The organism is Methyloversatilis sp. XJ19-13 (assembly GCF_024580155.1).
In the GTDB taxonomy this organism is placed as follows: Bacteria; Pseudomonadota; Gammaproteobacteria; order Burkholderiales; family Rhodocyclaceae; genus Methyloversatilis.
Genome location: NZ_JANINH010000003.1, coordinates 317,659 through 338,314 on the forward strand (window position 1 = coordinate 317,659; position 20,656 = coordinate 338,314).

Consider the following 20,656-nt stretch of genomic DNA (forward strand, 5'->3'; position numbering starts at 1 on the left):
TGCGCGCATGTTCGAAAATCCTTCGCCGCAGGCCATCGGCGCGCTGTTGCGGCGCGCACGCACCGTGGCCGTCGTCGGCCTGTCCCCGAATGAGAAGCGCCCGAGTCATCGCGTCGCGCGCGCCATGCAGGGTTTCGGCTGGCGCATCGTGCCGGTGCGCCCGGCCGTGACCGAAGTGCTGGGCGAAACGGCCTACGCTTCGCTCGATGACATTCCCGAAGCACTGCGGCGCGACATTGATCTGGTCGATGTCTTTCTGGCACCGGAACGCGTCGGCCAGGTGGTCGATCGTGCCATCGCGCTCGGCCTGCCGGCCATCTGGCTGCAGGACGGCGTGATCGACGAAGCCGCCGCGCAGCGTGCGAAGGACACCGGGCTCACGGTGGTGATGAATCGCTGCGTGTGGCGCGACCGGGTGTCGCTGGCGACTGAATGATCGGATCTGCATGAAGCTGCGTTTTTCCAAGATGCACGGCCTCGGCAACGATTTCGTCGTAATCGACGCCATCCGCCAGCAGGTCGACTTGACGCCCGAACGCGTGCGCTTCCTGGCCGATCGCCACTTCGGTGTCGGCTGCGACCAGCTGCTGCTGGTCGAGCGCGCACAGCAGCCGGGCGTCGATTTCCGTTACCGAATCTTCAATGCCGACGGCGGCGAGGTCGAACAGTGCGGCAATGGCGCGCGCTGTTTCGTGCGCTTCGTGCTCGATCAGGGGCTGACCGACAAGCGGCAGATCCGCGTCGAAACGATGTCCGGTGTCATCACGCTGACCGCGGAAGACGACGGTGAAATCACCGTGAACATGGGGGTGCCGGTGTTCGACCCGGCGCGCATCCCGTTCGATTCCGCCTCCGATGCCTTCGTGCAGCCGCTCGACGTGGCGGGTACGACGGTGCCAATCACTGCCGTGTCGATGGGCAACCCGCATGCCGTGCAGGTGGTGGCCGACGTCGATGCCGCGCCGGTCGCGCAGCAGGGGCCGCTGATCGAATCGCACTCGCGCTTCCCGGCGCGGGTGAACGCCGGTTTCGTGCAGGTGGTCGATGCGCATCACATCCGGTTGCGCGTGTATGAGCGCGGGGCCGGCGAAACGCTGGCCTGCGGCACCGGCGCCTGCGCCGCCGTGGTGGCCGGCGTGGTCAGGAATCTGCTCGACAGCCCGGTGCGCGTGACCACGCGCGGCGGCGAACTGAACATCCGCTGGGCCGGCGAAGGTGAGCCGGTCTACATGACCGGCCCGGCCGTGACCGTTTTTGAAGCAGACATTCATCTGGAGTGACCGAGGCATGAGAGCCGACGACATCGCGCGTTACCTGCAGGACCACCCGCAGTTCTTCGAGGATTATCACGACCTGCTGGCGCAGCTGTATGTCCCGCACCCGCACGGCGGCCGCACCATTTCGATCACCGAAAGGCAGATCCTGACGCTGCGCGAAAAGGCCAAGGCGCTGGAGCTGAAGCTGGCCGAACTGCTGCGTTTCGGCGAGGACAACGACCTCATCTCGACCCGCGTGCATGCCCTGTCGGTCGCGCTGCTGACCGCGGGCAGCTTCGACGCGCTGATGAACGTGCTGCGCGAACAGCTGGCCGACGCCTTCGCCGTGCCGCAGATCGCGCTGCGCCTGTGGAACAGCGTGCTGACGCGCGACAGCGACGTGTTCGCGCCGGTCGAGGAGCGCATCCGCGTGTTTGCCAACGATGCGAAGCACCCGTACTGCGGGCCGGTGAATGATCTCGGCGTGGTGGCGTGGTTCGGAGATGCGGCGCCGTCGGTACAGTCGATTGCGCTGATCCCGCTGCGCCGTGAATCCCGCATCGTCGGTTTGCTGGCGCTGGGTTCGGATGATTCCGACCGCTTCGTGCCCGACATGGGCACGCTCTACCTCGAACGGATCGGCGAGCTGCTCGGCGCGTCGCTGATCCGCGAGTTGGGCTGAGAGGTGGGGCCCCCACGCTCACTTTGTTCGCTGCCCCCCAAGGGGGCTGCGCTCGCCCTTGGGGCGGCCCTGCGGGCGGCGCGTCGGCCCCCACGCTCACTTTGTTCGCACAGGGGCGGCTTTGCACAGCCGACCCATTCGGGCGGCGCAGTGTGACCGCCACTCTGATCCTTGCGCCGGGCCGTGAACGCTCGGTGCTGCGGCGCCACCCGTGGATATTCGCCGGCGCGGTCGATCGCATCGACGGCCGCGCCCGGCCGGGTGACACCGTCGTGGTGCAGGCCAGCAATGGCCGCGCGCTGGGGCGTGCAGCGCTGTCACCGGCGTCGCAGATACGCGCCCGCATGTGGAGCTTCGTAGACGAAAGCATCGACGACGCCTTCTTCCGCCGCACCGTGGCACGCGCGGTCGAACAGCGGCGCGATCTGTCCGAACTGGCGCCCGAATTCGAGGCGTCAGGCGGTGTGCGACTGCTGCATGGCGAATCCGACGGCCTGCCGGGCGTGGTGGCCGACCGCTACGCAGACGTGATCGTGCTGCAGATCACCAGCGCCGGTGGCGAGAAGTGGCGCGACGCCATAGCCGACGCGCTGACCCGGGCCACCGGCGTCAGCCGCATCTACGAACGGTCCGACCCGGATGTGCGCGCCCTTGAAGGGCTGGCCGCGCGCACGGGCTGGCTGACCGGCGATGCGGGGATCGTGGGCGGGCCGCCGCGACCGGTCATTGCCGAGCGCGCCGCGAGCGGGCGCATCAACCTGGAAGTGGACGTGGCCGGCGGTCACAAGACCGGTTTCTACCTCGATCAGCGCGACAGCCGCCGGTTGTGCGGCGAACTGGCGCAGGGCCGGCGGGTGCTGAACTGCTTCTGCTACACCGGCGGCTTTTCGCTGCACGCGCTGGCCGGTGGGGCGACCGAGGTGCTGTCGATCGATTCGTCCGGCCCGGCGCTCGAAATGGCGCGCGCCAATCTGGCGCACAATCCGGTCCTGGACGCCAGCCGCGCTGCCTGGCTCGAAGCGGATGTGTTCCAGCATCTGCGCACACTGCGCGACGAGGGCCGAAAATTCGATCTGGTGGTGCTCGACCCGCCGAAGTTCGCGCCTTCGGCGTCGCACGCCAAGTCGGCGGCGCGCGCCTACAAGGACATCAACCTGCTCGGTCTGCGCCTGCTGGCGCCGGGCGGTCTGCTGATGACCTACTCCTGTTCGGCCGGCATCGACCCGGCGATGTTCCAGGGCATCGTCGCCGATGCAGCGGCCGATGCCGGCATCGGCGCACGTGTTTTGCGCCGGCTTTCGGCCGGGGTCGATCACCCGATCGGACTGGCTTTTCCGGAAGGCGAGTACCTGAAAGGACTGCTCATCCGCGTGGCGTGACAACGCGACTCTTGTTTTACTGCAAACATTGGTATCCTCCCGCTCTTTCCAACTTGGGAGTCCCCGCGGATGGCCACCAAGAACGCCGGCAAGGCAGACAAGCCGCTGACCGAAGCCGACATGCTGAAAATGCCGGAAAAGGACTACATGAACGAGGCGCAGCTCGCGTTTTTTCGCGGCCTGCTCGCCCGCATGCGCGATGACATCCTGCGCAAGGCCGATGAAACGGTCGAGCACATGCGGGAAGTCGATAACGTGTCCGACCCGGCCGACCGCGCGACGGTCGAAGAGGAACACACGCTGGAACTGCGCGCCCGCGACCGTGAGCGCAAGCTGCTGAAGAAGATCGAACAGGCAATCGACCGCATCGACGCAGGCGAATACGGCTATTGCGACGAAACAGGCGAGCCGATCGGCATCGGCCGCCTGCTGGCCCGTCCGACCGCGACGCTGACCATCGAAGCGCAGGAACGGCGCGAGCGCCTGCAAAAGCTCTACGGCGACTGAAGCAGCGCTTTCGTCATGAATCCACTGTTCGTGCTTCGTCGCGTCCTGCTGCTGCTGTGCCTGCTTGGCGCACAGCATGTGGCACTGGTGCATGCGTACGAACATCATGCGGCGTCCGGTGTGCAGCCGATCGCCGGTGCGGAGCACGGTTCGGGTCTGCATGCGGTGTCGTGCGCCGACTGCCTGTCCGGTCAGACGCTGAATGCTGCGCTACCGGTCACGCTGCCGGGGCTGCGCCACGCCAGCCGCGGTCACGTATTGAGCAGCGCTGCGTCGCTGCTCGCAACGGTTTGCCACCTGCCTGAGCAGCGGGCGCACGGCCCGCCTTTTTCCTCCCTGATCTGACGCAGCGCGCCACCTCCACGGCGCGATCCATCCAGTGACAGACCGGCAGCGCAGTGCGCGCGGCCATGCCCTTTCGGGCCGGGGGAACATTCATGCATCACTCGCATTCATTGCGAAGCGCCGTCATGGCCGCTTCGATCGCAGCCATGGCCGTGCCGGTCGCGGCGCAAACCATCAAGGATCTGCCCACCGTCGTCGTGACCGGCAATCCGCTCGGCAGCGACCTGTCGGATCTGGTCAGCCCGGTCTCGGTCATGGACGGCCATGACCTGACGCTGCGCGGGGCCAGCACGCTGGGCGAAACGGTGGGCACGCTACCCGGCGTCAGCAGCACCTGGTTCGGGCCGAATTCGAGCCGTCCGGTCATCCGCGGCCTGGACGGCGACCGGGTGCGCATCTTGAGCAACGGTGGCGCGACGGTCGATGCGTCGTCGCTGTCCTTCGATCATGCGGTGACGACCGACCCCCTGGTGGTCGAGCGGGTCGAGGTGGTGCGCGGCCCCGCGGCGCTGATGTACGGCGGCAATGCGGTCGGCGGTGTGGTCAATACGCTGGACAACCGCATCCCCCAGGGAGCGCTGTCCGGTGCCAGCGGCCGCCTTGATGGCGTGGTCGGCGGTGCCGATTCGACGCGCGCCGTCGCCGGTCGGGCCGAATACGGCGTCAATGGCTTCAATCTGCATGTGGATGGCTTCAGCCGCCGCACCAGCGACCTGCGGATTCCACGCGGCAGCGGCGCATCGCGGCTGCGCAATTCGGCAGCCGAAAGCGAGGGCGGTGGCATCGGCTTTTCGCTGGCCGGCGACAAGGGTTATGTCGGTGCGTCCTACGGCTTGTACGACACCCTGTACGGTACGGTCGCCGAGCCGTCGATCACCATCGACATGCGCAGCGAGCGCTGGGACCTGGCGGGCGAGGCGCGCGATCTGGGCGGTTTCATCACCGGCCTGAAATTCCGCGCCGGTCACACCGATTACAAGCATGTCGAACTGGACGATGGCGCGCCCGAGACCCGATTCTTCAACAAGGGGACCGATTTCCGGGTCGAGGCCAGCCATGCGCCGATCGGTGCCTTCCGGGGCGTATTCGGCGTGCAGCTGGACAGCAGCGATTTTTCGGCGCTCGGCGCAGAGGCCTTCGTACCGTCCACCAGCACCGATACGCGCGCACTGTTCGTGTTCGAGGAAACAAAGATCGGAGACCTCAAGCTCACCTTCGGCGGGCGCATCGAGCGGGCCAAGGTCGGCACCGACGGCGGTGGCCCGGATGACGCGAACAACCCGGGTACGCCGCGCTTCGACCCGTCGCAGGAGCGCCGCTTCACGGCGCGCAGCGCAGCCTTCGGCGCCATCTACCCGCTGAACGACGTGTTTTTGGTGGCCAGCCAGCTGGCGCACACCGAGCGTGCCCCGACCTTTTACGAGCTGTTCGCCAATGGCCCGCATGCCGCTACCGGCAATTACGAACTGGGCAACACCGCGCTCGATACCGAGAAATCGAACTCGATCGACCTGCAGCTTCGGGTCAAGAGCGGTGAGCACAGCGGCAGCGTCGGCGTTTTCCACAGCCGCTTCAACAACTACATCGCGCTGTCGGGCAGCGGGCGCAACCGCGAAGAAGACGGCCTGATCGACCCAGCAGGTGAATTACCTGAATTCACCTACAACGCGGTGCCGGCCAAATTCACCGGTGTCGAGGCGCAGGCGCACCTGCTGCTGTGCCGCTGCGCCGGCGAACTGCACCTCGATCTGCAGGCTGACATGGTGCGTGCCAGCAACCGCGACACCGGCGAGCCGCTGCCGCGCATTGCGCCAATGCGAGCGCTGGCCGCGTTGAACTGGCACCGCGACCGGCTGCAACTGCGGCTCGAGGCGCAGGGCGTGCGCCGGCAGGGCCGGGTAGACAGCGACGGCACGCCGACTGCGGGCTACACGCTGGTCAATGCATTCGCCAGCTACGGTTTCTCGGCGGGCGGCCTGGGTTGGGAAGCCTGGCTGCGCGGCAACAACCTGTTCGATACCGAAGCGCGCAATCACGTGTCCTTCCTGAAGACGATTGCACCGCTGCCCGGGCGCAGCGTGATGGCGGGTCTGCGGATGAATTTCTGAGCGCAACGAACCGGTGGGCGGGCGCCTGTCACGTCTGCTTACCGGATCGGCGCGCAGCGCGGAGGGTTTGCGGGGTAAAGTAAAGATCTGTATCGATTTTGTGCATGCGGTGCCGTTAACCCTTCGGGTTGACCCGATATCTTTCTCCCGTGGCCTTTTCATTCTTCAAGAAATCACCTGCGCCGCAGGTCGAGACGCGCAAACCCGTGCAGCCCGCCCGTGGCGGCACGGCGTCGCGTCCACCTCAGAGCGCGCCGCCCCCGAGCGCGCCAGCGAGCGGGCCGCTCAGCGTTTCGCCGAGTGTGTCGCCGTCCGGCGGCCTGATATCGCTCGACTTCATCTCGCGCGACCCACTCGAAGGTGCGCGCCGCATGGGCAAGGGCGAGCTGGAAGTGCAGGACGTTGCCAGCGGACTGCATCCGGTGGTCGAAGAAGCGGCGATGCTGTTTGCCAACGGTGAGGATGAAGCCGCGCTGAATGCGCTCGAGCGCGCCACCTTCGACGATCTGGGTAGTTCTGCCGAGCAGGTGTGGGCGATGCTGTTCGATCTGTGCCACGCGCTCGGTCGCTGCGACGCCTTCGAAGCGCATGCGCTGGCCTACGCCGAACGTTTCGAGCGCTCGGCGCCGACCTGGCCGGCGAGTCCGTCCAGGGGCGCGGCCAACGGCCCGCCGACGCTGACCTTGTCCGGCAAGCTGTCCGAGGCCAGCCGCGCGATGATCGACCAGTTCGACCGCCTCGCGTGCAAGACGCCGCTGCTCAGGCTGGACACCGCCCGGGTGCAGGATGTGGACGAGGATGGCGCGAGAATGCTGACCGAGGCGTTGGTGAAGGTCCGGCGCAGCGGGCATCGAGTGGCGATGATCAATGTCGCGCACCTGCGGGATCTTCTGGCACCGCGCGTCATTCCGGGCACGGCGGCGCTGCCAGAACAATGGCTGCTCTATCTGGAAGCGCTGCAACAGCTGGGCGATGAAGCAACCTTCGAGGAATTTGCCATTCAGTACGCGGTGACGTTCGAACAGTCACCGCCGTCATGGGATGCGCGCTGGGTGTCGGCCACGCTGCTGCCGTCGGCGCCTGAACCGGTCAAGTCTGTCGGCAAGCAGGCGGTGGCATTGCAGGGCGAAATCACCGGTGCCAGGCAGGATGCCTTCGCCGTGCTCACGGCCGGCGATCATCCGCCGGGTGTGCTGAAGGTCGAATGCTGCGATCTGAAGCGCATGGATTTCATCAGTGCCGGCCTGCTGTTCAACGTGATCACGGCCGTGCAGGCCACCGGTCGCCAACCGCGATTCGTCGAGGTGCGTCCGATGATTGCAGCGCTGTTCGTGTTGATCGGCGTGGCTGCGGTGGCGGAAATCCAGCAGAGGCATTTCTGAATCGACCCACTTGGTCGCACCCGCAGGGGTAAAGTACGCGACCTCTCGGCTTCATCAGGATCAGGCATGGAACAGTTTCACGGCACGACCATCCTTTCGGTGCGCCGTCCGGGGCAGGTTGCGCTCGGCGGCGACGGTCAGGTCACGCTCGGCAACATCGTCGTCAAGTCCACGGCGCGCAAGGTGCGTCGCCTGTATCAGGGCCGCATTCTGGCCGGTTTCGCCGGCGGTACGGCCGACGCCTTCACGCTGTTCGAGCGTTTCGAAACCAAGCTGGAGAAACATCAGGGGCATTTGCTGCGCAGCGCGGTCGAACTGGCCAAGGACTGGCGCACCGATCGCATGCTGCGCCGGCTGGAAGCCATGCTCGCCGTGGCCGATCGCGAATCGTCGCTGATCATCACCGGCAACGGCGATGTGCTTGAACCGGAAGGCGGCATCGTTGCCATAGGGTCCGGCGGCGCCTACGCCCAGGCCGCCGCCCGCGCGCTGATCGAAAACACCGAACTGTCCGCCAGCGACGTGATTTCGAAGTCGCTCGGCATCGCCGGTGACCTGTGCATCTACACCAACCAGAGCCACACCATCGAAGTGATCGAATGGTGATGAATACTGCCGCTTCCAGCCACACCATGACGCCCTCCGAAATCGTGTCCGAACTGGACAAACACATCGTCGGGCAGACGCGCGCCAAGCGCGCGGTTGCCGTGGCGCTGCGCAACCGCTGGCGCCGCGCCCAGGTGGCCGAACCGCTGCGTACCGAAATCACGCCGAAGAACATCCTGATGATCGGGCCGACCGGTGTCGGCAAGACCGAGATCGCGCGCCGACTGGCGCGACTGGCCAACGCGCCCTTCATCAAGGTCGAGGCGACCAAGTTCACCGAAGTGGGTTACGTCGGGCGTGACGTCGACAGCATCATCCGCGACCTGATGGAAATCGCGATCAAGGACCTGCGCGAGCGCGCGATGAAGGCGTCGCGCACGCGCGCCGAGGACGCCGCGGAAGACCGCATTCTCGACGTGTTGCTGCCGCCGGCCCGCCCGACCGGTTTCGGCACCGACGCGCCGCCGGCTGAAGAATCCGGCACGCGGCAGAAATTCCGCAAGAAGCTGCGCGAGGGCGAACTGGACGACAAGGAGATCGACATCGAGGTCGCGCAGTCCGCGCAGTCGATGGAAATACTGACGCCGCCCGGCATGGAGGAACTGTCCGGTCAGCTGCAATCGATGTTCCAGAACATGGGCAATCCGCGCCGCAGCCGGCGCCGCATGACCATCGCGGAAGCGATGCGTGTGCTGACCGACGAGGAGGCTGCCCTGCTGGTGAACGAGGACGAGGTGAAGCAGCAGGCGCGGGTCGCGGTCGAGCAGCACGGCATCGTGTTCCTCGACGAGATCGACAAGATTGCCACGCGATCGGAGCACGGTGGTGCGGACGTGTCGCGCCAGGGCGTGCAGCGCGACCTGCTGCCGCTGGTCGAAGGCACGACCATCAGCACCAAGTACGGCATGGTGAAGACCGATCACATCCTGTTCATCGCCAGTGGCGCCTTCCACCTGTCGCGCCCGAGCGACCTGATCCCGGAAATGCAGGGCCGCTTCCCGATCCGGGTCGAACTCGAATCCTTGTCGGTGGAGGATTTCGAACGCATCCTGACCGCCACCGACGCCTGCCTGACGCGCCAGTACAGTGCACTTCTGGGCACCGATGGCGTCACGCTGGATTTCACCGCCGACGGTATCCGCCGGCTGGCCGAAGTCGCCTGGTCGGTGAATGAGCGCACCGAGAACATCGGCGCGCGCCGCCTGCATACAGTGATGGAAAAGCTGCTGGAAGACGTGTCCTTCGACGCCGGCCGGCACGACAGCGCACTGACCGTCGATGCCGCCTATGTCGACGTCCGCCTGGGCGAACTGTCGCAGAGCGAAGATCTTGCCCGCTATGTGCTTTGAGCGCACACCGGTGCGTACCGCTCTTTCCGTCTTCCCGAGCTTCTGCCTGAAGGTCCGCCTGTCCGTCTACCTGAGCGTCCGATGACCCCGATCGCCCGTACCCGCCTGCTGTTCGTCCTGTCCTATCTCTGTTTCGGCCTCGTTGCCTATGCGCTCTACCTGCAGCACGTCGAACGCCTGGCGCCGTGCCCGCTGTGCATCCTGCAGCGCTACGCCTTTGCCGGAACCGGCCTGTTCCTGTTGCTGAGCGCGTTGTTCGGCGGAGCGTTGTCGCGCAGCGGGCTGTGGCTGGCGGCGCTGGTTGCCGGCGCGGGCGCTGCGATTGCCGGTCGGCATGTCTATGTGCTGTACCACCCGTCGGTCAGCTGCGGTCTCGATCCGGTCGAGGATTTCGTCAACAGCCTGCCGCCCGCGCAATGGCTGCCGCAACTGTTCTTCGCGGACGGCGCCTGCGGCGCAAGGCTGCCGCCGATCTTCGGGCTCGACATTCCGGAGTGGTCGCTCGCGTGGCTGGTGGCTCTGGCGCTGACCGCCGTGCTGCTTTCGTGGCGCAGGCACTGAGCGGCCGCACCGGCTGTTCCATTTGTGCAGCATCCGGACGGGTGCCGAGCACAAGCGACGGTTGCTGATGCACAATCCGCGTGCATCAATCTTTCTGCTTCCGGACACTATGAATCATCAGAAGAAACCCGTCATCGTGGTAGTGGGCGGCGGCGCAGGCGGTCTCGAACTCGTCACCAGTCTTGGTGACCGCTACGGCGAAAAGGGTATGGCCGACGTGGTGCTGGTCGATGCATCGCCGATCCACATCTGGAAGCCTCATCTGCACGAAGTCGCGGCCGGACGCATGGACATGCACATGCACCGGCTCGAATACGTCGCCCAGGCGCGCTGGCACAGCTTCGAGTTCCAGCTTGGCCGCATGACGGCGATCGACCGCGAACGCAAGACCATCCACATCGAGGCGGTGCCGGACTTCGACGGTGACCCCATGCTGCCGGAGCGCGAGCTGCATTACGACTATCTGGTGATCGCCGTCGGCAGCACGGTGAATACCTTCGGCATCCCGGGCGCCGACGCATTCACGATGGCGCTCGACTCGACACATGACGCCGAACGATTCCGGCAGAAGCTGGTGGCCGCCTGCATGCGTGCCGATGCGCGCGCCGAGCGCGGTGAGCCGCACCAGGTTTCGATCGCCATCATCGGTGCCGGCGCAACCGGCGTCGAGCTGTCGGCCGAGCTGCGGCACACCAGCAAGGTGTTGCGGGCTTTCGGGGTGCACAGCATGGACCCGCGGCAGGACGTCCGGATCACGTTGATCGAGGCGGCCGAACGCGTGCTGCCGGCGCTGCCGCTGCGAATTTCGGCCTCGGTCGAAGGCCTGCTCAGGAAGATGGGCATCGACGTACTGAAGTCCGAACGGGTCAGCGAGGTGAGCAAGGACGGTCTGGCCACGGCCAGCGGCCAGTTCATCCGTGCCGACCTGATGGTGTGGGCGGCCGGCATCAAGGCGCCGAACATGCTTGCCGGTTTCGGCGGACTGGAATCGAACCGCATCAACCAGCTCGTGGTGGATGATCACCTGACCAGCACGCGAGACCCGGACGTGTTCGCCTTCGGTGACTGTGCGGCGTGCGTCTGGCTGGACGGCGAAGGCACGATTCCGCCGCGTGCCCAGGCTGCACACCAGCAGGCCAGCTATCTGGTGAAGATTTTCGACATGCGCCTGTTCGGCAAGGGCGATCCCGGCCCGTTCAAGTACAAGGACTTCGGCTCGCTGGTGTCACTGGGCAAGACCGGCGCAACCGGCAATTTGATGGGCGGCATCATCGGCGGCAGCATGTTCATCGAAGGTCTGGTGGCGCGCGTGATGTACCGCTCGCTGTACCAGATGCACCAGATCGCGCTGCACGGCTGGATCAAGAGCTCGATCGACGCGCTGGCGCGCATCATCAAGCGCAGCACGGAGCCGCACGTCAAGCTGCATTGAGGCAGGATCGAGATTCAAGGTGCAAGGGGGCGGAAGCCGGGCGGGTCAGGTCCGGGGGCCGCACACTTCGCACGCGGGGTCGCGCGGAAGCGTGATGCTGCGCCACTCCATGCCCAGGGCGTCGAGCAGCAGCAGCCGGCCGGCCAGCGACTGACCGGTGTGCGCCAGCAGCTTCAGCGCTTCGGCGGCCTGCATTGAGCCGATGATGCCGGTCAGCGGCGCAAACACGCCCATCACCGCGCAGCGCACTTCGTCGGCGTCGCCGCCTTCCGGAAACAGGCAGTGGTAGCAGGGCGCGTCGACGTTGCGGCTGTCGAACACCGACACCTGACCGTCGAAACGGATCGCAGCGCCGGACACCAGCGGCGTGCGCGCGGCCACGCAGGCGCGGTTGATGGCATGGCGGGTGGCGAAATTGTCGCTGCAGTCGAGCACCACGTCGGCCGCCTCGACCTGTTCGCGCAAGGCGTCGCCGGCCAGCCGGGTCTTGAGCGCGATCACCTCGATGCCCGGATTGATGTCGTGCAGCGCCTCTCGCGCCGACTCGACCTTGGCCCGTCCGACCGAATGCTGCCGGTGCAGCACCTGCCGCTGCAGATTGGTCAGATCGACCTCGTCATCGTCGACGATCACCAGCGTGCCGACACCGGCAGCCGCCATGTACAGCGCCGCCGGGCAGCCCAGACCACCGGCGCCGACGATCAGGGCACGCGAGGCGAGCAGTCTGTCCTGTCCTTCGATGCCGATCGGGTCCAGCAGGATGTGCCGGCTGTAACGCAGCAGTTGTTCGTCGTTCATTGCAGATAAGGTTGCCGCCGTGCGGTGTCAGCGGTAGTCGCGCAGTTCGGTCGGCGTGTCGTCATGGTCGCCGTGCGGATGATGCTGCCAGGCCTTGACATAGATTTCGTTCGATTTCTTGATCAGCCGTTCCGGTTGCCGCAGGTTGCGCAGCTGGGTGTCTTCGCAGAAGTGCAGCAGCGAGCGCACGATGCGCATCACCAGCCCGGTGTCGGTGTGAAAGCCGTTCTCGTCGAGCAGCCGTTCGATGCTGCGGAAACTGTGCTCAGCCAGGCTGTATTCGATGGCGAGCGCACGACCGCGGCGACCGGTGACAGTAATGTTGCCGTGGGCGGTCAGAAAGCGGCTCGCCTCATCGATCCGCTCGTAGCTGCGCAGGCTGAAGCGCACTTCACGGTGCTTCATCAGGCCGGCCTGCGGGCCGTAGCCCGGCTTGCGCGGGGCGCGGTGTTCGCGACCGAAACGACGCTGGCTTGCATGCGCGGCCATCATTCAGCTCCTCAATCCGGTGAGTCCGACGATCCGCATGCGGGCCGTCGGACACGCTGGCCGGACCGCGAGATCGCGGTCGCGGCTCAGTTCTTCTGCATGATCTGCAGGCCCTTCAGCAGATTCAGCGCCTGCGTGAACTGGTAATCGGTCTTGGTCGCAAATTCAAACGGAGCGGCCTGCTTGTCGTCCTCTTCGTCCTTCGCAGGCGCTGCCTTGCTCTTGGCGCCTGCATCAGCCGGCATGGCGGGAATTTCCACGTCCTTGTCGTTGTTGAGGTGACGGTCAAGATCAGCTTCGCGCAGGCGCAACCCGCTGCTGCCGTTCGCGCTTTCCTCGACGACGATGTCCGGCACGATGCCCTTGGCCTGGATCGAGCGGCCATTCGGCGTGTAATAGCGCGCCGTGGTCAGCTTGATCGCCGTATTGTTGGTCAGCGGCATGATGGTCTGCACCGAGCCCTTGCCGAAGGTCTGCGTGCCCATGATGACGGCGCGCTTGTGGTCCTGCAGCGCGCCGGCGACGATTTCCGAAGCCGACGCCGAACCCGAATTCACCAGCACCACCAGCGGCACCGACTTGGCACCCGCCGGCAGGCTCTGCAGGAAGTCGTCGCGGCTGCCGCGCAGGTAGTCTTCCGGCGATGCGATGAAGCGGCGCTTCGCGTCATCGGTACGACCGTCGGTCGACACCACCAGCGCCTTCGGCTGCAGGAAGGCGGCCGACACGCCGACCGCGCCGTGCAGCAGACCGCCCGGATCATTACGCAGGTCGAGCACCAGTCCTTTGAGCTCGCCGTCCTTGTAGAGTTTGCCGATGTGCTTGGCCAGATCTTCCGCACTCTGCTCCTGGAACTGGGTCAGCCGCAGGTAGCCGTAGCCCGGCTCGACCAGCTTGGACTTCACGCTCTGCACCTTGATCACTTCGCGCATCAGCGTCACTTCGATCGGCTTGGTTTCGCCCTTGCGCGCGATGGTCAGGCGGATGCTGGTATTCGGTTTGCCGCGCATGCGCTTGACCGCATCGCTGAGGTTCAGCCCCTTTGTCGAGGTGTCGTCGAGCTTGATGATCAGGTCGCCGGACTTGATGCCGGCGCGAAACGCGGGGGTGTCCTCGATCGGCGACACCACCTTTACGAAACCGTCTTCCATGCCGACTTCGATGCCGAGGCCGCCGAATTCTCCCTGGGTGCCGGCCTGCAAGTCCTTGAAGGCATCCTGGTCAAGGTAGGCGGAGTGCGGATCGAGGCCTGACAGCATGCCGCTGATGGCCTGCGTGATCAGCTTCTTGTCATCGACCGGCTCGACGTAGCTGGCCTTGACTGCATTGAGGACATCGGCGAACTGGCGGAGCTCTTCAACCGGCAGGCTGCTGCCGGGCGTCTTGTTCGCATTGGCGGAGAAATTGAGACTGAGCAGCACGCCTGCACAAAGCCCGATCATGATCAGGCCGGTTTGCTGCAGCTTCTTTTGCATCGAAAGCACTCCGCGTGTGTATCGGCCGGAAATCTAGCGGGAAACCCATTTCAAGGGATCCAGCGCCTGTCCCTGATGCCGCAATTCAAAGTATAAACCCGATTCCAGAGCCCCACCGCTGCTGCCGATCGAGGCGATGTTCTCACCGCTGCCGACGCGCGCGCCCACCCCTTTGAGCAGGGCTTCGTTGTTGCCGTAGATGCTCAGGTAATGGTCACCGTGGTCGACGATGATCAGGTTGCCGAAGCCGCGCAGCCAGTCGGCGAACACCACGGTACCCGCCGCCACGGCTTTCACGTCGCCGGCACCGGCGCGGATGAAGATGCCGCGCAGCGGTGTGCCGCCATCGGCGCTTTGGGCACCGAAGCGGCGCGCAAGTTCGCCACTTGCCGGCCAGGGTAGTTTGCCGCGCAACTTCACGAAGGGCTGGCCGCCGTGATCGACCGGCAGCGACTGCACGACCGGACCCGTGTCCGCCTTGTTGCGGGCGGGTTCCGGGTCATCTGAAGGGGGCGGTCCGCCGGGCGCCGGGCGCGGCACGGTGCGCGCACTTTTCTTCGACAGGGCTTCGATCAGCCGGCCGAGTCTCGCCGCGTCGCGCTTCAGCGTCGCCAGTTCGCGACGTTCGGTACGCAACTGGGTGGCCAGTCGTTCGAGCACCTTGCGGCGCACATTGTTTTCGGCGGCCAGTCGTTCGCGTTCGCGTTCGCGCTCCGCCTCAAGTGTGCGCACCTGTTCGAGCTGGCTGTCCTGCTGCGCCAGCAACTCGCGCTGCTGCGCCAGCGCGGCGCGATGGGTGTCCATCAGCGCGAGCTGGCTGCGCGACAGGCTGCGCAGATAGTGCAGGTCGCGCGCGCTCTGGTTCGGGTCGGTGCCCGACAGCAGGTGGCGCAGCGCATCGGCTTCGCCGGCGCGCTGGTGTCCGCGCAGCAGTTGTGCGAGCTGTGTCTGCTGGCGCTGCAGCGTTGTCTCGCCGGTGGCGATGTCGGCTCGCGTGCGGGCGAGCGCCGTCTCGACTTCCTTGCGCTGCCGACTGATGTCGCGCAGCGCGCGGGTGGCGTCCGAGATGGCCTTTTCGGAACTGCGCAATTCGTCGCGCGCCTCGCGGTGCGCGCTTTCGGACTGGTTCAACTCGTCACGCAGCGCTTCCATGCGCTGCTGCAGTGCCTTGAGCTGTTCCGGACTGGACTGGACCGCGCGTTCAGCGTGCGAGATCAGCGGCAGGGCGCACAGCAGGGCAAGGAGGAACCGGACGGTCACTCCATCCACGGCGGGCGTTGCTCGGTCTGCGCCTCCTCCGTATCCGGAATCGGTGGCCTCTGGCGCTGTGGAACGGCGCGACTCTGGTTGGCGACGGCGTCAATGGCGGCCTTGATGGCCTCCTGGTCGCCCAGGTAGTAATGACGGATCGGCTTCAGATCGTCGTCCAACTCATAGACCAGCGGCTGTGCGGTCGGGATGTTCAGGCCGAGGATGTCCTGTTCGGACACGTTGTCCAGGTACTTGATCAACGCACGCAGGCTGTTGCCGTGGGCGACGATGAGTACGTTCTTGCCAGCCTTGATCTGCGGCGCGATTTCCGCGCTCCAGAACGGCAGCACGCGGGCCACGGTGTCCTTCAGGCATTCGGTGCGCGGGAAGCATTCGTTCGGGACTTCGGCGTAGCGCGGGTTCTTGCGGTCGAGGCGCGGGTCGTCCTCTTCCAGCGCCGGTGGCGGCGTGTCGTAGGAGCGGCGCCAAGCCAGCACCTGTTCCTCGCCGAAGCGCTGTGCCGTCTGCGCCTTGTCCAGACCCTGCAGGGCGCCGTAGTGGCGCTCGTTCAGGCGCCAGGTCGGGCGTATCGGAATCCACATCAGGTTCATCTGTTCGAGCGCAACATACAGCGTCTTGTTGGCGCGCTTGAGCACCGACGTGAATGCCACATCGAAGCGGTAGGACTCGCGGGCGAGCAGGCGGCCGGCTTCGCGCGCCTCGATTTCGCCCTTCTCGGTCAGACCGACGTCGGTCCAGCCGGTGAAACGGTTTTCCTTGTTCCAGACGGATTCGCCATGGCGCAACAGAACGAGCTTGTACATGAGGTGGGATCTGTAGGGTGGGATCGGGTCGGGCGCGGCATCCTGCGGCGGAGCATTGAGCTACTGATTCATGGTCGGTAGGTGAGCCGCGCGCGCTTGGGCTAAAATCGACATTTTCCCAGAAAAAGCATTTCGCGGTCCGGTAAAAAATCGACATACCTGCGCGTTTCGACGCGCATCAAATGGTCGGATGCTTCCGCACGACGGCCCGCTCACCCGGGCACGCGACTTCATTCCGACTCTTACACTGGCTGCCTGCAGACTCCATGGACTTCGTAACGACCAATTACATCTGGGCCATCACCGCTTTCATGAGCGGTGCCGGACTTATCTTCCTGACCATTCGCCAGAAGGTGTCGGGCCCGCGCTTGTCGCCGGCACAGGCCACCCAGCTGATCAACCGCGAAGACGCGCAGGTGATTGACGTGCGTGATCAGGCGGAATGGTCAAAAGGCCACATCAATGGCGCACGGCACATCCCGGCGGGCGAAATGGCGAAGCGGCTGGGCGAGCTGGAAAAGTTCAGACAGCGGCCGCTGATCGTCGTCTGTGCCAGCGGCCAGCGCTCGGCGAGTGCCTGCTCGGCGCTGCGCAAGGCGGGTTTCGAGAAGGTTTTTGCGCTGGACGGCGGGATCGGAGCCTGGGAACAGGCCAGCCTGCCGCTGACAAAGAAGTGATGCCATGGCACGCGTGCTGATGTATACAAGCGGCTTTTGTCCGTATTGCTCGCAGGCCGAACGCCTGCTGACGAGCAAGGGTGTGACCGACATCGACAAGGTGCGCATCGACATCGATCCGGACCGTCGCTCCGAAATGATGGAGCGGACCGGCCGGCGCACTGTGCCGCAGATCTACATTGGCGATTACCACGTGGGTGGGTGCGATGATCTGCATGCACTCGACCGCGAAGGCAAGTTAGACCCCCTGCTGCAGGCGTGAGCCGGTTTTTGCAGCCTTAACCCCCAACCGAGAAGCGAAAAATGGCCGAAGAAGCAGTGCAACCCCAACAGCCCACGGGCCCGGTGTTTTCCATCGAGAAGATCTACGTCAAGGACCTGTCGCTCGAAGTCCCGAACGCGCCGGAAATTTTCCTCACCCGCGAAAATCCGACCGTGCAGATCCAGCTCCAGACTGAAGGCAAGGCGGTGCAGGAAGGCGTGTTCAACGTGACGCTGACCGTCACCGTTACCGCCAAGCTCGAAGAGAAGACGATGTTCCTGGTTGAAGTCCGTCAGGCCGGCATCTTCCAGATCCGCAACGTGCCGACCGAAGACATCCAGCCCATCCTCGGCATCGCCTGCCCGACCATCCTGTTCCCGTACGCCCGCGAAAGCGTGTCGGACGCGGTCAATCGCGCCGGCTTCCCGCCGGTCGTGCTGGCACCGGTCAATTTCGAATCGATCTACCAGCAACGCACGCAGCAGCCGCCCGAAGGCCAGAACGGCGCCACGGTGCAGTGATGAAGCAGGCCGCATGTGCGGCACTGGTGGCCCTCGTCTGTCCGCTCGCGGTACAGGCGGCGGGCGTCGACTACCGGTCGCTGTCGGACGTTGCGGTCATGTACGACGCGCCGTCCCGGCAGGCGCGCCAGCAGTTCGTCATCGCGCGCCACACGCCGGTCGAGGTGGTGCGCAGTCAGACTGGATGGGTCAAGGTACGCGAGCCGGGCGGCATGCTTGCGTGGGTCGAGGCATCTTCGCTCGTGCCCGTGCGCATGGTGATTGTCACCGCGGAGCGGGCGCGCGTTCTGGTCCGTGCGGAAGACGACGCACCGCTGGTGTTCGAAGCGGAACGCCGCGTGCTGCTGGAACCGCTCACCGAGGCCGCACCGGCAGGCTGGGCGAAGGTGAAGCATCGTGACGGCCAGAGTGGTTTCGTGCGCATCTCCCAGGTCTGGGGGCTGTGAGCCGGATCTTGCCGACATGAAGCTGTGCGTGATGGGTGCCGGTGCCTGGGGTACGGCGCTGGCTGTCGCCTATTCGCAGGATCACGACGTGACGCTGTGGACGCGAGATGCGGCCCACGCGCTGTCGCTGCGCAACACACATTGCAACGAACGCTATCTGCCCGGTATTGCGCTGTCGCCGGACATTGCGGTGTCATCTGACGCCGCGTCTGCGCTGAAGGGCTGCGATCTGGCACTGGTCGCGACACCGATCGCCGGCCTGCGCGCGGCGCTCGAAGCGGTGGCACGCAGCGGGGTGCCCGCCGTGCTGTGGGCCTGCAAGGGCTTCGAAAGCGGCAGCGGTCTGCTGCCGCATCAGGTGGCGCTGGACATCCTGCCCGCGCAGGTTTCGCGCGGTGCATTCAGCGGGCCCAGCTTCGCGATCGAGGTGGCACGCGGCCTGCCGACCGCCATCACCGTGGCGAGCGATGACATCGAATTTGTCAGTGCGCTGGTCGCGTCACTGCACAGTCCGCGGCTGCGCCTGTACGCCAATGACGATCTGGTCGGCGTCGAGGTCGGTGGCGCCGTCAAGAACGTCATGGCGATCGCCACCGGCGTGTGCGACGGACTCGGCTTTGGCATGAACGCGCGGGCCGCGCTGATCACCCGCGGCCTGGCCGAAATCGCCCGCCTGGGCGTGGCGCTCGGCGGCCGCAGCCAGACCTTCATGGGGCTGGCCGGCATGGGCGACCTCATCCTGACCTGCACCGGCGACCTGTCGCGCAACCGGCGCGTCGGCCTGCTGCTGGCCGAAGGGCGCTCGCTGGATGAGGTGCTGACCACGCTGGGTCATGTGGCCGAAGGCGTGCCGACCGCGCGCGAGGCGGCTGCGCTCGCCGAGCGCCTGCAGGTCGACATGCCGATCACGCAGGCGGTGGCGGCGGTGCTCGACGGGCGGCTGGCCGCAGCCGACGCGGTCGAGCGCCTGCTGTCGCGTGACCCGAAGGCGGAAACGCCGCCGCTGTAGTCTGTTTCAGGGCGTCGCCGCGCCACTGAAGTTGCATTGGCGCCACGCTTCATAGGCGACGATGGCCACCGAATTGCTCAGATTCAGGCTGCGGCTGTCCGGCTGCATCGGAATGCGCAGGCGCTGTGCGACCGGCACCGTGTCGAGCAGCGCACCGGGCAGACCGGCGGTTTCCTGACCGAACAGGAAAACGTCGCCGGCGCGGTACTGCGGTGCCGTGTGCGCCGTGCGCCCGCGCGTGCTCAGCGCGTACAGCCGCGGATCGTCGGCCTGCAGCGTCAGCGCGTCCGACAGGGCCGCCCAGTCATCATGGACCGTCACATTCACCAGGTCGCGGTAGTCCATGCCGGCGCGCGCGAGGTGCTTGTCGGTGATTTCGAAGCCGAGCGGCTTCACCAGATGCAGCCGGAAGCCGCCATTGGCGCACAGCCGCATCACGTTGCCGGTGTTGGGCGGAATTTCGGGCTGGTACAGGACGATGTGGAACATGGGCGTGCGCCGGGTCGGGGAGCGGGATTGTGCCGCGGCGACGCAGGTGGCGCTACTTGCCGCGCAGCCGCGGCGTGCGCGCCAGCACCAGATTGGTCACCGTCAGCGCGCCAGCCGCCTTCAGCATGCGCGCGACCTCATGCAGGCTGGCGCCGGTGGTCAGCACGTCGTCCACCACGGCGACATGCAGGCCCGCCACCCCGGTGCGCACCGCAAAGGCGCCACGCACGTTGCGCCGTCGCTGCGACCACGCGAGATCACGCTGCGGCGGCGTATCGTGCAGGCGCTCCAGACCGAAGGCATCGAAGTTCAGTCGGCCGAGACGGCCGAGCGTGCGGCCGATCTCGACCGACTGGTTGAAGCCGCGCTCACGCAGCCGGTTTGGATGCAGCGGCATGGCGAGCAGCAGATCACAGGGTGGCAGACCGAGCGCATGCAGCTCGCGTGCGAACCAGCCGGCCAGCGGCAGGCGGGCGCGGAACTTCAGCGCATGGATCAACTGGTCGGCAGGCTCCGCGTACGCCCAGACCGCCAGCGTTGCATCGAACGCCGGCGGATGCTTCAGGCAGCGTCCGCACACGTCGGCGGTCGGAACCGGCAGCGCGCAGACCGGGCAATGTGCCGCGGGCAGGCGCGGCAACTCGTCATGGCATCCGGTGCACAACAGCGCATCGCCCGATGGCAAGCCACACAGCCGGCAGTCCTGCGGCAGCAATCGTCTGCGAACGTCCCGCGCGGCGGCGATCACGCGGTGCAACATGGGCAGGCCGTTTTCGCGGAAAATGACGGCTTCGCCGTTTCGGCGCCG

Annotated in this window: 24 protein-coding genes; 17 read left to right on the top strand and 7 right to left on the bottom strand. The window is 66.0% G+C overall.

All coding sequences use genetic code 11. From position 1 onward, the window contains the following. The first annotated feature begins 7 nt into the window (after positions 1-7). From NMQ14_RS06100 to NMQ14_RS06155, 12 genes are all read left to right on the top strand, one after another. A complete protein-coding gene (locus NMQ14_RS06100) occupies positions 8-436 on the top strand; it encodes a CoA-binding protein (protein WP_257094396.1) in 429 nt (142 codons plus the stop codon). A gap of 10 nt (positions 437-446) precedes the next feature. Further along, a complete protein-coding gene (dapF, locus tag NMQ14_RS06105; RefSeq protein WP_257094398.1) occupies positions 447-1,280 on the top strand; it encodes a diaminopimelate epimerase in 834 nt (277 codons plus the stop codon). Between the two features lie 7 nt (positions 1,281-1,287). Continuing rightward, positions 1,288-1,938, top strand: a complete 651-nt coding sequence (locus NMQ14_RS06110; RefSeq protein WP_257094400.1) for a DUF484 family protein — start codon at positions 1,288-1,290, stop codon at positions 1,936-1,938. Positions 1,939-2,090: 152 nt separating this feature from the next. Continuing rightward, positions 2,091-3,317 (top strand): class I SAM-dependent rRNA methyltransferase, encoded by a 1,227-nt coding sequence (locus tag NMQ14_RS06115; protein WP_257094402.1) that lies wholly within the window; start codon positions 2,091-2,093, stop codon positions 3,315-3,317. Between the two features lie 69 nt (positions 3,318-3,386). Further along, positions 3,387-3,824 carry an RNA polymerase-binding protein DksA gene (gene dksA, locus NMQ14_RS06120; RefSeq protein WP_069038554.1) on the top strand — a complete coding sequence of 146 codons (438 nt, stop codon included), beginning with the start codon at positions 3,387-3,389 and terminating at the stop codon, positions 3,822-3,824. Between the two features lie 15 nt (positions 3,825-3,839). Further along, complete coding sequence (locus NMQ14_RS06125) at positions 3,840-4,169, top strand: hypothetical protein (protein ID WP_257094404.1); 330 nt, start codon at positions 3,840-3,842, stop codon at positions 4,167-4,169. A gap of 125 nt (positions 4,170-4,294) precedes the next feature. Beyond that, entirely contained in the window at positions 4,295-6,277 is a 1,983-nt protein-coding gene (locus NMQ14_RS06130; RefSeq protein ID WP_257094406.1) for a TonB-dependent receptor, read from the top strand. Between the two features lie 149 nt (positions 6,278-6,426). Next, positions 6,427-7,659 (top strand): anti-sigma-factor, encoded by a 1,233-nt coding sequence (locus NMQ14_RS06135; protein WP_257094408.1) that lies wholly within the window; start codon positions 6,427-6,429, stop codon positions 7,657-7,659. A 66-nt stretch (positions 7,660-7,725) separates the two neighbouring features. Beyond that, the gene (gene hslV, locus NMQ14_RS06140) at positions 7,726-8,265 is read left to right on the top strand and encodes an ATP-dependent protease subunit HslV (RefSeq protein ID WP_069038550.1); all 540 of its coding nucleotides are present in this window, start codon (positions 7,726-7,728) and stop codon (positions 8,263-8,265) included. Between the two features lie 26 nt (positions 8,266-8,291). Beyond that, positions 8,292-9,614: an ATP-dependent protease ATPase subunit HslU gene (hslU, locus tag NMQ14_RS06145; protein ID WP_257094526.1), complete on the top strand. Its 1,323-nt coding sequence runs from the start codon at positions 8,292-8,294 to the stop codon at positions 9,612-9,614. Between the two features lie 81 nt (positions 9,615-9,695). Then, a complete protein-coding gene (locus NMQ14_RS06150; RefSeq protein WP_257094412.1) occupies positions 9,696-10,175 on the top strand; it encodes a disulfide bond formation protein B in 480 nt (159 codons plus the stop codon). A 109-nt stretch (positions 10,176-10,284) separates the two neighbouring features. After that, positions 10,285-11,607: an NAD(P)/FAD-dependent oxidoreductase gene (locus NMQ14_RS06155; RefSeq protein ID WP_257094414.1), complete on the top strand. Its 1,323-nt coding sequence runs from the start codon at positions 10,285-10,287 to the stop codon at positions 11,605-11,607. A gap of 45 nt (positions 11,608-11,652) precedes the next feature. Here the strand turns inward: NMQ14_RS06155 and NMQ14_RS06160 are convergent, their stop codons facing one another. From NMQ14_RS06160 to gpmA, 5 genes are all read right to left on the bottom strand, one after another. Continuing rightward, a complete protein-coding gene (locus NMQ14_RS06160; protein WP_257094416.1) occupies positions 11,653-12,405 on the bottom strand; it encodes a molybdopterin-synthase adenylyltransferase MoeB in 753 nt (250 codons plus the stop codon). 27 nt (positions 12,406-12,432) lie between these two features. After that, complete coding sequence (locus NMQ14_RS06165) at positions 12,433-12,894, bottom strand: hypothetical protein (RefSeq protein WP_257094417.1); 462 nt, start codon at positions 12,892-12,894, stop codon at positions 12,433-12,435. An 86-nt stretch (positions 12,895-12,980) separates the two neighbouring features. Next, the gene (locus tag NMQ14_RS06170) at positions 12,981-14,369 is read right to left on the bottom strand and encodes a S41 family peptidase (protein WP_257094419.1); all 1,389 of its coding nucleotides are present in this window, start codon (positions 14,367-14,369) and stop codon (positions 12,981-12,983) included. A 33-nt stretch (positions 14,370-14,402) separates the two neighbouring features. Continuing rightward, positions 14,403-15,629 (bottom strand): peptidoglycan DD-metalloendopeptidase family protein, encoded by a 1,227-nt coding sequence (locus NMQ14_RS06175; RefSeq protein ID WP_257094421.1) that lies wholly within the window; start codon positions 15,627-15,629, stop codon positions 14,403-14,405. After that, on the bottom strand, positions 15,626-16,444 hold the full coding sequence (gpmA, locus tag NMQ14_RS06180; RefSeq protein WP_257094422.1) for a 2,3-diphosphoglycerate-dependent phosphoglycerate mutase: 819 nt from the start codon (positions 16,442-16,444) through the stop codon (positions 15,626-15,628). Before gpmA ends, NMQ14_RS06175 begins: the two co-directional genes overlap by 4 nt. A 266-nt stretch (positions 16,445-16,710) precedes the next feature. Between gpmA and NMQ14_RS06185 the strand changes: the two genes are divergently transcribed. Genes NMQ14_RS06185 through NMQ14_RS06205 form a run of 5 tightly spaced genes read left to right on the top strand, consistent with a single transcriptional unit; the run spans position 16,711 to position 19,359 of the window. Beyond that, positions 16,711-17,121, top strand: coding sequence for a rhodanese-like domain-containing protein (locus NMQ14_RS06185; RefSeq protein WP_257094423.1), 411 nt, complete (start codon positions 16,711-16,713; stop codon positions 17,119-17,121). 4 nt (positions 17,122-17,125) lie between these two features. Further along, positions 17,126-17,383: a glutaredoxin 3 gene (gene grxC, locus NMQ14_RS06190; protein WP_257094424.1), complete on the top strand. Its 258-nt coding sequence runs from the start codon at positions 17,126-17,128 to the stop codon at positions 17,381-17,383. Between the two features lie 41 nt (positions 17,384-17,424). Further along, positions 17,425-17,904 (top strand): protein-export chaperone SecB, encoded by a 480-nt coding sequence (secB, locus tag NMQ14_RS06195; RefSeq protein ID WP_257081907.1) that lies wholly within the window; start codon positions 17,425-17,427, stop codon positions 17,902-17,904. After that, the gene (locus tag NMQ14_RS06200; RefSeq protein ID WP_257094425.1) at positions 17,904-18,350 is read left to right on the top strand and encodes an SH3 domain-containing protein; all 447 of its coding nucleotides are present in this window, start codon (positions 17,904-17,906) and stop codon (positions 18,348-18,350) included. Before secB ends, NMQ14_RS06200 begins: the two co-directional genes overlap by 1 nt. 16 nt (positions 18,351-18,366) lie before the next feature. Continuing rightward, positions 18,367-19,359, top strand: a complete 993-nt coding sequence (locus NMQ14_RS06205; protein ID WP_257094426.1) for an NAD(P)H-dependent glycerol-3-phosphate dehydrogenase — start codon at positions 18,367-18,369, stop codon at positions 19,357-19,359. A gap of 6 nt (positions 19,360-19,365) precedes the next feature. Here the strand turns inward: NMQ14_RS06205 and NMQ14_RS06210 are convergent, their stop codons facing one another. Next, the gene (locus NMQ14_RS06210) at positions 19,366-19,848 is read right to left on the bottom strand and encodes a tRNA (cytidine(34)-2'-O)-methyltransferase (protein WP_257094427.1); all 483 of its coding nucleotides are present in this window, start codon (positions 19,846-19,848) and stop codon (positions 19,366-19,368) included. A 52-nt stretch (positions 19,849-19,900) separates the two neighbouring features. Further along, positions 19,901-20,608, bottom strand: coding sequence for a ComF family protein (locus NMQ14_RS06215; protein ID WP_257094429.1), 708 nt, complete (start codon positions 20,606-20,608; stop codon positions 19,901-19,903). Positions 20,609-20,656: the final 48 nt, after the last annotated feature.